This window comes from Rhizobium fabae, from assembly GCF_003985135.1.
GTDB classification, from domain to species: Bacteria; Pseudomonadota; Alphaproteobacteria; order Rhizobiales; family Rhizobiaceae; genus Rhizobium; species Rhizobium pisi.
Window position 1 is genome coordinate 67,605 of the sequence record NZ_ML133647.1, and the last position, 11,801, is coordinate 79,405.

Genomic DNA, 11,801 nt, shown 5'->3' on the forward strand with positions numbered 1-11,801 from the left:
CCCGCTATGCCTATTGCCGAGGAGGATAGGTTGACTTTGAAAGGCGCTCAATGCAGGCTTGATATAATCTATCAAAAGCCATCATGAATGGCTTGCATCAATGACTGAATCCATCAGGAACGTCCATGCGCCGCCCCACCATATCCGATCTCGCCCGTGCCTCCGGCGTCAGCGTCGCCACCGTCGACCGCGTTCTCAATGCTCGCCATCGCGTGCGGGAGGAGACGGCGCGACGGGTCTATGATGCGGCGCAGGCGATCGGCTATCATGCCGTCGGCCTCATCAGGCAGCGGGTCTTTGAGGATCTGCCGCAATACCGGCTTGCCTTTTTACTGCAGAAACCGACCCAATCCTTCTACCAGACCTTCGCTCGCGAAATCGAAGCGGCGGCGCGCGCGGTCACCACCGCCCGTCTCCAGATCCAGATCGAGTACCCCTCGGCGACGACGCCTGCCGCCATCAACGAAAAGATCAAGGCACTCGGCGCCCGCAACCAGGCCGTCGCTGTCGTCGGTCCTGATTATCCGGCGGTGACGACCGCGGTCGAGGAGCTGAAGGAGCGCAGCATCCCGGTCTTCTCGCTGCTCTCCGATCTCGCCACAGGGGTGCGCGACGCCTATGTCGGCGTCAACAACCGCAAGGCCGGACGCACCGCCGCATGGACGATTGCGCGGACGGCGAAAAAGCCCGGCAAGGTCGCGTGTTTCGTCGGCAGCCACCGCTTCCACGGCCATGAGCTGCGGGAGATCGGCTTCCGCTCCTATTTTCGCGAGAATGCCCCGGAATTCGATGTCGTCGATACGCTGATCAACCTCGAGACTGCCGAAATCACCCACGAGGCGACGCTGACGCTTCTGCAGAAACATTCCGATCTCGTTGGCCTCTATGTCTGCGGCGGCGGCATGGAGGGGGCGATTTCCGCCTTCCGCGAAGAGGGTGTCGCCGGTCGGATCGTGCTCGTGGTCAACGAGCTGACGCCGGAGAGCAAGGCCGGCCTTGCCGACGATATCGTCACCATGGTGGTCGCCACTCCGCTGCCCGCTCTCTGCAAGGAGCTTTTATCGCTGATGGTCGGTGCGATCGAGCATGGTGAGGCTGCCGTTCCCGGTCAGTCCTTCCTGCCATTCGATATCTATATCTCCGAGAACATCTGAGAATGATAGAATTCCATCATCTCGATTGAAATTCTCTCAGCAATGAAAGCAGGCGCCGGCGATGACGGATGGTTTGCCGGGCGAATTCGGATAGAGATTCGCTTGCCCATTCACGAGGAACCGCTCCGCCGTGGCGCGGAGACGAGGAGGATATTTCCGTCATGACTTCGATCCGCTTTGCGCTCAACCATATGGCCGCCCCGTCGCTTACTATCGATGATTTCTTCAAACTGGCAAAGTCGCTCGGCATCGACGCCGTCGAGATCCGCAACGATCTTTCCGGTAATGCGATTGTCGACGGCACCAAGCCGGAAACGATCAAGGACGCCGCATCCCGTCACGGCCTGACGATCATTTCGATCAACGCCTTGCAGCGTTTCAACGAATGGAATGAAACCCGCGCACGAGAAGCGCAGGAACTGATCGACTATGCCAGCGCATCTGGCGCCAAGGCGCTCGTCCTCGTTCCGAAGAACGATGGCACCGGCCGCGCCGATGGCGAACGGCAGGCTAATCTGCGCCAAGCCCTGTCGGCACTGAAGCCAATGCTGGATGAAGCCGGCATTATCGGTCTCGTCGAGCCTCTCGGTTTCGAAATCTGCTCGCTGCGCTCGAAGACCGAGGCGGCCGAGGCAATCAGGGAGCTCGGCGCGCAATCGACCTTCAAGCTCGTTCACGACACCTTCCACCATCACCTTGCCGGCGAAGCCGCGACCTTCCCTGAGCTGGCCGGCCTCGTGCACATCTCCGGCGTCAGCGATCCTTCCGTCTCCGTTGCCGATATGCGCGATTCCCATCGCGTGCTCGTGGACGGCGACGACCGGCTCGACAATGCTGGACAGATCAGGGCGTTGCTGCAGGCGGGCTATCAGGGTCCGTTCTCCTTCGAACCCTTTGCAGCGGAAGTGCATGCGGTCAAGGACCCTGCCGGTGCGCTTCGTACCAGCATGGATTACCTGTCAGCGCGGGTTTGAGAACCGGGCGGAGCGCCGCTTAGCGATTGTCGCGATGATTGGCCGCCCGCGGCGGCCAATCATCGGAAGTTATTCCCGGCCTCTGAACCGCCGCTGATAGGCCGGATCATAGAGCGAGCTCTCGCGGAAATCCTCCGCAGCGAGCGAAGGGCCGACGAAGATGATTGCCGTGCGTTCGATCGGCTCGGCCGCAACCTTTGCCTCGATATCGGCAAGCGTGGCGCGCAGGACGCGCTCGTCCGGCCAGGAGGCCTTGACGACGATCGCGACGGGGCAGTCAGCGCCGTAAAGGGGCGTCAGTTCCTCGACCACCTGCTTCAGCGCATGGATCGCCAGATGGATTGCCAGCGTGGCCCCCGTCGCACCGAATTTGGCGAGCGTCTCGTCGTTCGGCATCGGTGACGCGCGGCCGGAAACGCGGGTCAGAACCAGGCTCTGTGCTACCGCGGGGATCGTCAGCTCGCGCCCGAGGGCTGAGGCAGCAGCAGCAAAGGCCGGAACGCCCGGCGTCATCGTATAGGCGATGCCGTGTTTCTGAAGACGGCGGACCTGCTCGGCCACGGCACTCCAGACGGAGAGATCGCCGGAATGCAGCCGCGCGACATCCTGGCCGGCTGCAGCGGCGTTCAGATATTCCGCCTCTATCTCGTCAAGCGACATCGATGCGGTATCGACGATGCGCGCGCCCGGCGGGCAATATTGCAGCAGTTCGGGCGAGACGATCGAGCCGGCGTAGAGACAGACCGGGCATTGGGCGATGAGATCGCGGCCGCGCACGGTGATCAGATCCGCAGCACCTGGCCCTGCGCCGATGAAATGCACAGTCATCTCGTTATCCTTTCGTCCAGCGCCACTGCGTCACGGGCATGGCCGGCCGCCAGCCGCTCATGCCGCCGACGGGTTGTGCGCGCGATATTTCGATCCGCGTGAGGAAGCCGCCGCGTTTTGCATGTTCGCCGAGCAGCATTGCTTCCATCTCCAGTGTCACGGCGTTGGCAACGAGCCGCCCTCCCCGCTTCAGCGCGGCAATCGCAGCGTCGATAACACCCGCTTCGCTGCCGCCGCCACCGAGGAAGATCACATCCGGTTCCGGCAGGCCTTTCAGTACATCGGGCGCTGAACCCTCGACGATGGCGAGATGCGGCACGCCGAAGGCGGATGCATTGCGAGCAATCCGCGCGGTCCGTTCCGGCGACTGTTCGATGGCGATTGTCTTCAGGCTGGGATCGGCCAACATCCATTCGATGCCGATCGAGCCCGCGCCCGCGCCGATATCCCAGAGCAGTTCCCCGTGGCGCGGCGCAAGCGCCGAAAGCGTCATCGCCCGGATTTCGCGTTTGGTAATCTGCCCGTCATGCTCGAACAAGTCGTCTTCGAGGCCGGCGGTGAACGTCTGAATACGAGCCCCCTCCCCTGCCGTGATATCGATTGCACAGACGTTCAGGGGATCGATATCCCCAAGATCGAAATTCGCCGCTAGAGCACTTCTCCGCCGTTCCCGAGCACCGCCGAGCGCCTCGAGCACGGTAAGCTCTGACTGACCGAAGCCAGCGCCGGCAAGCAGGGCAGCCAGATCCCCAGGCCCCTTTTCGTCCGAGGTCAGTGCAATGATCCGCCGGCCGGGGTGCAGATGCGGTCGGACGAGGTTAATCGGCCGTCCATGCAGCGAGATCGTCGCGACCTCCTGCAGCGGCCAGCCGAGGCGGGATGCGGCAAGGCTGAAGGCCGAGGGCGCGGGAATGGTGCGGATCTCCTCCGCCGCCACATGGCGGGAGAGCGTTGCCCCGACACCGTAAAGGAAGGGATCGCCGGAGGCGAGGACGACAACCGGCGTGCCGCGCCTCTCGAGAACGGCATCGACCGAGCGCTCGAACGGGCTTTGCCAGGAAAGCCTCTCGCCTGATATCAGCGACGCGGCGAGCGCATGATGCCGCGCTCCGCCGAAGACGGCGGGTGCTGATGTAATCAGCCTCTTCGCCTCCTCGCCCAGCCCTTCTGGACCATCTTCGCCGATGCCGATAATAGTCAGCCAGCGCTGGCCGGATGCAGGAGAAACATCAGACATGGTAAGACCTCGCATCCTGATCCTCGGCGGCACCGGCGAGGCGCGCCTGCTGGCCGAGGCGCTTGCGGCGCGGGGTGATTGCGATGTTCTGCTGTCGCTCGCTGGACGCACTGAAAAACCGGCCGCACAGCCTGTTCCGGTTCGCGTTGGGGGTTTCGGCGGTGCTTCGGCGCTGGCCGATTTCCTGAAAACCGGCGGCTATGGATTGCTGATCGACGCCACGCATCCCTTCGCCGAGCGAATTTCGGCCAATGCCGCCTTTGCCGCGGAGACCACCGGTATCACAGCGATCGCTCTGCGCCGTCCCGAATGGCAACGCGTGGCCGGCGATCGCTGGCAAGAGGTGCAAAGCATTCCGGCTGCCATCGAAGCGCTCGGCCCCTCCCCCCGCCATGTCTTTCTGGCGATCGGCCGACAGGGCGCGCATCATGCGGAAGCGACGCTGCAACATCACTATCTCATCCGCAGCGTCGATCCCGTCGAACCGGCGCTTGCGCTTGCGAATGTCGAATACATCCTCGATCGGGGTCCGTTCTCGCTGGAGGGCGAATGCGAATTGCTGAAGCAGCACCACATCGACGTCATCATTGCCAAGAACAGTGGTGGCGCCGCTACCTATGCGAAAATCGAGGCCGCCCGCCTGCTCGGTATCGAGGTGATGATGGTCGTGCGCGCACCGGCACCCATCGTCACGGCGGTCGAGACAGCTGAGGCGGCACTGGCGGTGATCGATCACCTGTTTCCCCCTGCCATGAACCGTGGCGTGTAGACCAAATCAAGCTTGCCGGGCCGTGCGACGATCCGCGTTTCGGCTGAGCCGATGATGATGCAGGTTGCCATATCGGCAATCGATGCATCCGCTTGCGACAGAGGCTGCACTGCGATGCGCTCGTCGGGCCTTCCCGCCGCACGCCCGAAAATAACTGGCGTTGCAGCCGGCAGATGGTCGCGCAACAGCTTGAAGGCCTCGCCGAGCTGCCATGGTCGCGCCCGGCTGATGGGATTGTAAAGCGCAATCACGAAGCCTGCCTTTGCAGCCAGTTCGAGGCGTTTTTCGATTATATTCCAAGGCTTTAGATTGTCAGACAGCGATATGGTGCAGAAATCGTGGCCAAGCGGGGCGCCTGCTCTTGCCGCTACAGCCAGCATTGCAGTGATGCCGGGCAAGATGGTGAGATCGACCGAGCGCCACGCTGCAGGGCCGTTCTCGATCGCCTCGCAGACGGCAGCCGCCATGGCAAAGATGCCGGGATCGCCGCCGGAGACAACGCAGACCTTGGCGCCGTCAGCCGCCATGGCAAGGGCTGCCCCTGCCCTACCGAGCTCTTCGCGATTGTCCGAGGCGTGCCGCAGCTGATCGTGGCGGAGTTGCAGCCTGTCGAGATAAGGGCCGTAACCGAAGAAATCCGTCGCCGCATCGACGGCCGCCAGGGCTTCCGGCGTCATCTGCTCCGGATTGCCGGGACCGGTGCCGATCACGAAAAGCCTGCCGCTCATCGCTTGTTCTCCCAGCCCGGCACCAGCACCAGCGAAAAATACGGCGCATCGCCATCGCTCCTGTCGGCAAGTTTTTCCATTGCCGCATTCGCCATGGTGCCGCGCTCGACATAGACGGCTTCCGCAAGCCGGCCGGCTGCCGCCAGCGCCCGGCGGATCTTCGGCAGGTTGCGGCCGACCTTCATGATGACGGCGGCTTGCGTATCGGCAAGACGGCGCGTCAGCTCGGTCTCGGCCATCGTACCGGGCAGTACGGAAAGCACGTCGTCGCCTTGGACGATCGGCATGCCCGCCAGCGACCAGCAGCCCGACATGGCGCTGATGCCGGGGATCACTTCGGTGGGGTAGCGATGGGAAAGTCTGACATGCAGGTGCATGTAGGAGCCATAGAAGAGCGGATCGCCTTCGCTGAGAACGGCGACGGTCAATCCGGCATCGAGATGTCCGGCGACAGACTTGGCGGAGTGATCATAGAATTGGGTGATCAGGCTCTGGTAGCGTTCGTCATTCTTGTCGATCTCTGTCGTCACGGGATAGTAAAGCGGCAGTAGCGTCACCCCAGACCTCAGCAGCGGTTCGACGATTGCCTTGCCATTGCCGCCCCTGCCCTGCTTGGCGAAATAAGCGATCACGTCAGCGCCTTCGACGGCGCGCACGGCTTTTAGGGTCAGCAGCTCCGGGTCGCCGGGACCCGTGCCAACGCCGATGAGACGACCGGTCGTCATAGGCCTGGCCTCGCCAGTGCATTGATGGCCGCAGCCGTCATGGCGCTGCCGCCGAGCCGGCCGCGCACGACGGCAAAGGGTACGCCATAGGAATTCTCCGCCAATGCATCCTTTGATTCCGCCGCGCCGACGAAGCCGACAGGCATGCCGAGGATCGCCGCCGGTTTCGGGGCGCCGTCGCGCAGCAGTTCGAGGAGATGGAAGAGCGCCGTCGGTGCATTGCCGATCGCGACAACGCTTCCGCCGAGCCGGTCGAGCCAGAGATGCATGGCGGCTGCCGAGCGCGTGTTGCCGGTCTCACGCGCCAGTTCGGGTGTGGCGGGATCGCGCAACGTGCAGATCACCTCGTTCAGTGCCGGCAGCCGCGCCCGGGTCACACCCTGGGATACCATCTCCGCGTCACAGAAGATCGGTGCGCCGCTCTTCAGTGCATCACGCGCCGCACCGACGAAATCGGCCGAGAACAGGAAATGCTCCGCCGCCTCGACCAGCCCGCAGGCATGGATCATGCGCACGGCGATTTCGGCTTGATCTTCGGTAAAGCGCGAAAGATCGGCCTCGGCGCGGATGATCGCAAAGGAACGCTCGTAGATGGCGTCGCCGCTGCGGATATAATCGTAGTCTGGCATTCCTATTCCTGTCGCAGCGCCTTGGAAACGCCGGTTGTGCCAAGCCGTGTAAGGCAGGCGGCGGACGATTCGCCAGCATCTCTGTTGTCTTCGATGGCTCGGGCGAGCCTCTCTATAGCGAAATCGATCCGACCGCCAGCGATCCGTTCATCCGGCTGATCGGCAGCAAGCCCGTTGAGGATGAGGCCGTAACCCTCAGCCGAGCCCGTCAGGGTCAGGGCGGGCCGAGCATGCGCGCAGCCCTTGGCGCAGCCGGAGAGATGCAGCGTCAACGAACCGTCAAAGAGGGCGGGCGCTGCGGCAATGAGGCGGCGCGCCAGAGTTCTCGTCTCGTAGAAGGCCGAGCCGCAGGCACCGGCGCCTGCGCAGGCGGCGATGTGCTCGGTGTCTTCGCCGGGTTGCGCGCTGAAGCCAAGTCTGGCTGCGGCGATCTGCATAGCCGGCACTGCATCTGCCGGAAGCCCGATAAGGAAGAAACCGCGACCGGGCGCAAGTCGGATGGCTGTTGCGCCATGAACCTTTGCGAGATCGAGCAGAGCGGAAAGATCGGACGCCCTCATTTGTCCGAACTCGGGCCTGAGGCCGAGCACGGTTCTGCCGTCTGCCAGACGATGCAGGCCGGAAAGCGATACCCCCGCCGCCCGGGACGGAGTGAACTGAATGCCATCCATCGCAGGAAAATGCGCCCGCAGAAGCGCCGGATCGATATCGCGTGCCCGCCTGCCCTGCCCCAGGGCTGCCAACAGGCTCAGAATGTCGCCGACGGCTGTTATCGCCGCCTCCGCAGGACCGATTGCGACCGGCGTTGCGGTTTCACCATCGCCATTGATTGCGACAAGCCAATCTGCCGGGGATTGCGCGACGACGCGGATATCGGCGGAAAGTGCTGACAAGCCGAAGGATCCGCCGCCATCGACGACAAGCGAAAGTTTCGGCGCGAGCCGCGGCGAGGCAATGAGATCGTGGAGGGTGCGACGCAATGTCATTTCCATTGCGGACGGATCGCTCAACTCTTCCGGATCGATGCCGTGGAGTGGCGATATCTCGATTGCCGGCCCGTCCGGCACAATGATCCCGGCGGCATCGATATTGGCAGCGAGCTGCCCTGCGGTCTCGGGCCGCAGGCCGCGGATCTGCAGATTGCCGCGCGCGGTGATCTCGAGAATGCCGTTGCCATGCGCTGCGGCGGAGCGGGCAAGGCCTGCAAATTGCGGCAGCGTCAACGCGCCAGCGGCCGGTCGCAGCCGCACCAACAAGCCGTCGCCGGTCGGCATCGGTGCGGCAAGGGCGGGGCAGGCGCCGCGCCTGCGCATCTCCATCGCCGGGCGACCGTGCGTATCCGCCTCGCTTGTTCTGTCGCTCGCCTCAGCGGTCTTAACCCTCATTCTCAATCCTCTGACCATTTCTTACATGATCATGCCCGGCGCGGCAAAGCATGATGGAAGCGGTTCGGACCGGCTATCCCTCGAAATCCCGTCCTTTGCGCAGGAGATAAATGTCCATGATCCAGCCGTGCCGTTGCCTGGCCTCGGCCCTCAACGTCAAAATGTCGGCGGCGATATCACCAAGCCGTCCCGATCTCACGATCTCATCCTTGGTGCCGAGATAGGCGCCCCAGAAGATCTCCGCATCCGGATCGTCGATCTTGGCAAAAGCCTGTTCGCCGTCGAGCATGACGATCGTGCTGTCGGTTAGGAGCCCGTCCCGCGCCAGCCTGCGTCCGGTGGTGATCTCGATCGGTTTGCCGACCAGATTGACCGGGATCTTGTGGCTGGCCGCCAGGACCTGAATGCTGGTGATGCCGGGAATGACGCGACAGTCGAAATCCAGGCTGCCTTCCCGCTGCACGCGTTCGATGATGCGGATCGTGCTATCGTAGAGACTGGGATCGCCCCAGACGAGAAAGGCGCCGCTGCCGTCATCCGGGAGGCTGGAAATCAGCTCTCCGTAGATATGTGCGATCTCGCCGTGCCAGGCGTCGACGCTTTGCGTATAAGTTCGCTCGGCCGTTTGTCTTTGCGGCACCTGGAATTCAGTGATCCTGATGCCCGGCCGCGTGACATAGCGTTCGCAGATCTCTCGCCTGACCTCGGCGAGCTCTTCCTTGCCGGCGCCCTTGACCGGCAGAAAGATTACGTCGGCCGCATTCATCGCGTTGATCGCCTGTATGGTGAGGTGCTCCGGGTTGCCCGTGCCGATGCCGATGATAAGGATGTGCTTCAAGCCGATACTCCCCGTGATTCCTGGCGGTCTTGCCGAAAAAGCAGCGTCATCGCAAGGGTAGGGCAGTGAGTTGGCCGCGGCCAACCGGGCCGGAAGGACCCTCCAGGGCCTATTGTTGCTGCAAATCCCGAATCGTGTCATTTTCGATACGCTTTTTGACGCTATGTTGACAGAAAAGCGCATCGAAAAGGATTGGGTGTTTTGGACAACATTAGCGTATCGACGACAGATGTACGGATCGAGCGGCATGCGAACCAGCTTTCGCGGCAGTTGAAGCTCCTCCGCGACAAGCTGTTTCCGCCGCTTTCGCAGAAGACGCTGCGCACATTTTCCTCAGGCGAGGCCGCTCAGATGATCGGCGTTTCCGACGGCTATCTTCGCCAGCTGTCGCTGGATGGCAAGGGCCCACAGCCGGAGCTTTCCCAGAATGGCCGACGCTCCTATACGCTCGGGCAGATCAATGAATTGCGCCACTATATGGCCAAGCTAAAGCCGAAGGATGCGCTTTCCTATCTGCCATGGCGGCGCCCCGGCGAGAAGCTGCAGACGGTTGCCGTTACCAATTTCAAAGGCGGCTCCGCCAAGACGACGACAACGCTTTATCTGGCCCAGTATCTGGCGCTGGAAGGTTATCGTGTGCTCGCCATTGATCTCGATCCGCAGGCCTCGCTTTCCTCCATGCTGGGCGTCCAGCCTGAATTCGATCTTTCCGATGGCGATACGCTCTATGGCGCGATCCGCTATGATGCCGGTCGCAAGCCGCTGAAAGAGATCGTTCGCAAGACTTATTTCGACGGGCTTGATCTGGTGCCGGGCAATCTCGAATTGATGGAGTTCGAGCATGAAACGCCGCGAGCGCTCAACGATCGCCAGAAGCCGGCCGAGCTGTTTTTCCGCCGCGTCGGCGTCGCCATTGCCGAGGTCGAGGCCGATTATGACGTGGTGGTGATCGACTGCCCGCCGCAGCTTGGCTACCTCACGCTCGGCGCTGTCTGCGCCGCGACATCGCTGTTGATCACCATCCATCCGCAGATGGTCGATGTCGCCTCCATGTCGCAGTTCCTGCTGATGACTTCGGATCTGCTTTCCGTCGTGCGCAAGGCCGGCGGCGATCTACAGCATGACTTCATCAAATATATCGTCACCCGTCACGAGCCCTTCGATGCGCCGCAGTCGCAGATCGTCGCACTGCTGCGCAGCCTGTTCAGCGACGACGTGCTGACGGCGACCATTCTCAAATCGACGGCGATCGCCGATGCCGGCCTGACCAAGCAGACGCTCTACGAAATCGAGAAGGGGCAGGTGCGCCGCTCGACCTATGACCGGGCGCTGGAATCGGTTACCGCCGCCAACAGCGAGGTTCTTGCCGGCATTCACAAAGCCTGGGGCCGCACATGAGCAGACGCGATCGCCTGAAAGGTCTTTTCGACGACACGGCGCAGGAGTTGGCCGCGGCCAACTACGAGGAGACGTCTTCGCGCGGATCGGCTGGTCCGGTCCGGACGATGGCGCTGACCCTCGGCCGGATGGAAGAAGAGAGCAGGGCGATGCAGGAGGCCCTGCTGTCAGGCGAACGCATCGTCGAGCTCGACCCCGATCTGATCGATTCCTCTTTCGTCCGCGACCGCCTTGCCGACCAGCCGCTCGATATGGAAGACGAGCTGGTGCAGTCGATTGCCGAAAATGGCCAGGAAGTGCCGGTCCTCGTCCGGCGCCATCCCGATGATGAGAACCGTTACCAGATCGCCTATGGTCATCGCCGCCTGCAGGCCATCAAGCTGCTTGGGCGCAAGGTGCAGGCGATCGTCCGTAAGCTTGACGATACCGATGTCGTCATCGCGCAGGGCATCGAGAATTCGGCGCGTCGGAACCTTTCTTATATTGAGCGTGCTGTCTTTGCCCTCAATCTCGAGCTCAAGGGTTTTGAGCGTCCCGTCATCATGAAGGCGCTGTCGACCGACAAGACGGAGCTGTCGAAGCTGATATCCGTCGCGAAGGCCATACCGGCCGATATCGTGAGGTCGGTCGGAGCTGCACCCGGCATCGGGCGACGCAAATGGATGGCGCTTGCCCAGGACTGGAATGGGATGACGGCGACGCGGCTTACAAAGCTCATCGCCTCGGAAGGTTTCCTGACGGAAGAGAGCGACCGCCGTTTCGAGCTTCTGGTTGCCGAGCTGGCCAGGAAAGAGGCAAAACCCGAAGCCACGGAATATGACTGGAAGCCGAAGAGCGGCGGCAAGATTGCCGGCCGAATCAAGAGCGTCGGCAATTCCTTCACGATCGCGTTGAAAACAGGCGATGCGCCGGATTTCGGCGCTTACGTTTCACGCCGTCTCGATGAGCTTTACGAAGCCTATCGGGCCGGCAAGTTGCAAGCAGGAGAGTAGGCCGCAAAAGAAAAAAGCCTCCGAACGTTGCCGCCGCGGAAGCCTTTCTCATATCTGGACAATCTGAGAATCGCACTTCCTCGAATCACTGTCAAGCGTCTTCGGCATCCTTTTGGGTGGTAGGTTTCTTTTGCCTTGAAAAAA

The 11,801-nt window shown here is 62.3% G+C and carries 12 protein-coding genes; 5 read left to right on the forward strand and 7 right to left on the reverse strand.

Annotation, left to right across the window (positions count from 1 at the left end; translation table 11 throughout):
• Positions 1-125 precede the first annotated feature (125 nt).
• Both EFB14_RS06250 and EFB14_RS06255 read left to right on the forward strand, forming a co-directional pair.
• Positions 126-1,154, forward strand: a complete 1,029-nt coding sequence (locus EFB14_RS06250; protein ID WP_126823663.1) for a LacI family DNA-binding transcriptional regulator — start codon at positions 126-128, stop codon at positions 1,152-1,154.
• A 161-nt stretch (positions 1,155-1,315) separates the two neighbouring features.
• On the forward strand, positions 1,316-2,128 hold the full coding sequence (locus EFB14_RS06255; RefSeq protein WP_126823665.1) for a TIM barrel protein: 813 nt from the start codon (positions 1,316-1,318) through the stop codon (positions 2,126-2,128).
• Between the two features lie 69 nt (positions 2,129-2,197).
• On the opposite strand, the gene cobM is transcribed toward EFB14_RS06255, so the two are convergent.
• Both cobM and cbiE read right to left on the reverse strand, forming a co-directional pair.
• Entirely contained in the window at positions 2,198-2,956 is a 759-nt protein-coding gene (gene cobM, locus EFB14_RS06260; protein WP_126823667.1) for a precorrin-4 C(11)-methyltransferase, read from the reverse strand.
• A 4-nt stretch (positions 2,957-2,960) separates the two neighbouring features.
• Positions 2,961-4,193: a precorrin-6y C5,15-methyltransferase (decarboxylating) subunit CbiE gene (gene cbiE / locus EFB14_RS06265; protein ID WP_126823669.1), complete on the reverse strand. Its 1,233-nt coding sequence runs from the start codon at positions 4,191-4,193 to the stop codon at positions 2,961-2,963.
• Here cbiE and EFB14_RS06270 point away from each other — a divergent pair.
• Positions 4,192-4,962 carry a cobalt-precorrin-6A reductase gene (locus tag EFB14_RS06270; protein ID WP_126823671.1) on the forward strand — a complete coding sequence of 257 codons (771 nt, stop codon included), beginning with the start codon at positions 4,192-4,194 and terminating at the stop codon, positions 4,960-4,962. The two genes, cbiE and EFB14_RS06270, sit on opposite strands and share 2 nt — an antisense overlap.
• Here EFB14_RS06270 and EFB14_RS06275 read toward each other — a convergent pair.
• The 5 genes from EFB14_RS06275 to cobF all read right to left on the reverse strand — a co-directional run bounded on the left by EFB14_RS06275 (position 4,926) and on the right by cobF (position 9,267).
• Positions 4,926-5,690 (reverse strand): precorrin-3B C(17)-methyltransferase, encoded by a 765-nt coding sequence (locus tag EFB14_RS06275; RefSeq protein WP_126823673.1) that lies wholly within the window; start codon positions 5,688-5,690, stop codon positions 4,926-4,928. The genes EFB14_RS06270 and EFB14_RS06275 overlap by 37 nt on opposite strands.
• A complete protein-coding gene (locus EFB14_RS06280; protein ID WP_126823675.1) occupies positions 5,687-6,415 on the reverse strand; it encodes a precorrin-2 C(20)-methyltransferase in 729 nt (242 codons plus the stop codon). The genes EFB14_RS06275 and EFB14_RS06280 overlap by 4 nt, the downstream gene beginning before the upstream one ends.
• Positions 6,412-7,044 (reverse strand): precorrin-8X methylmutase, encoded by a 633-nt coding sequence (locus EFB14_RS06285; protein WP_126823677.1) that lies wholly within the window; start codon positions 7,042-7,044, stop codon positions 6,412-6,414. Before EFB14_RS06285 ends, EFB14_RS06280 begins: the two co-directional genes overlap by 4 nt.
• 2 nt (positions 7,045-7,046) lie before the next feature.
• Positions 7,047-8,429: a precorrin-3B synthase gene (cobG, locus tag EFB14_RS06290; protein WP_126823679.1), complete on the reverse strand. Its 1,383-nt coding sequence runs from the start codon at positions 8,427-8,429 to the stop codon at positions 7,047-7,049.
• A 73-nt stretch (positions 8,430-8,502) separates the two neighbouring features.
• Positions 8,503-9,267, reverse strand: coding sequence for a precorrin-6A synthase (deacetylating) (cobF, locus tag EFB14_RS06295; protein ID WP_126823681.1), 765 nt, complete (start codon positions 9,265-9,267; stop codon positions 8,503-8,505).
• A 201-nt stretch (positions 9,268-9,468) separates the two neighbouring features.
• Here cobF and repA point away from each other — a divergent pair, with 201 nt between their 5' ends.
• Both repA and repB read left to right on the forward strand, forming a co-directional pair.
• Positions 9,469-10,665 carry a plasmid partitioning protein RepA gene (gene repA, locus EFB14_RS06300; RefSeq protein ID WP_125845453.1) on the forward strand — a complete coding sequence of 399 codons (1,197 nt, stop codon included), beginning with the start codon at positions 9,469-9,471 and terminating at the stop codon, positions 10,663-10,665.
• Positions 10,662-11,657: a plasmid partitioning protein RepB gene (repB, locus tag EFB14_RS06305; protein ID WP_126823683.1), complete on the forward strand. Its 996-nt coding sequence runs from the start codon at positions 10,662-10,664 to the stop codon at positions 11,655-11,657. Before repA ends, repB begins: the two co-directional genes overlap by 4 nt.
• Positions 11,658-11,801 lie beyond the last annotated feature (144 nt).

Coding starts and splice junctions, on each gene's coding strand:
- cobM (WP_126823667.1), bottom strand. CDS start 2,956: ATGACTGTGCATTTCATCGGCGCAGGGCCAGGTGCTGCGGATCTGATC.
- EFB14_RS06280 (WP_126823675.1), bottom strand. CDS start 6,415: ATGACGACCGGTCGTCTCATCGGCGTTGGCACGGGTCCCGGCGACCCG.
- cbiE (WP_126823669.1), bottom strand. CDS start 4,193: ATGTCTGATGTTTCTCCTGCATCCGGCCAGCGCTGGCTGACTATTATC.
- EFB14_RS06250 (WP_126823663.1), top strand. CDS start 126: ATGCGCCGCCCCACCATATCCGATCTCGCCCGTGCCTCCGGCGTCAGC.
- EFB14_RS06275 (WP_126823673.1), bottom strand. CDS start 5,690: ATGAGCGGCAGGCTTTTCGTGATCGGCACCGGTCCCGGCAATCCGGAG.
- cobG (WP_126823679.1), bottom strand. CDS start 8,429: ATGAGGGTTAAGACCGCTGAGGCGAGCGACAGAACAAGCGAGGCGGAT.
- EFB14_RS06255 (WP_126823665.1), top strand. CDS start 1,316: ATGACTTCGATCCGCTTTGCGCTCAACCATATGGCCGCCCCGTCGCTT.
- EFB14_RS06285 (WP_126823677.1), bottom strand. CDS start 7,044: ATGCCAGACTACGATTATATCCGCAGCGGCGACGCCATCTACGAGCGT.
- EFB14_RS06270 (WP_126823671.1), top strand. CDS start 4,192: ATGGTAAGACCTCGCATCCTGATCCTCGGCGGCACCGGCGAGGCGCGC.
- repB (WP_126823683.1), top strand. CDS start 10,662: ATGAGCAGACGCGATCGCCTGAAAGGTCTTTTCGACGACACGGCGCAG.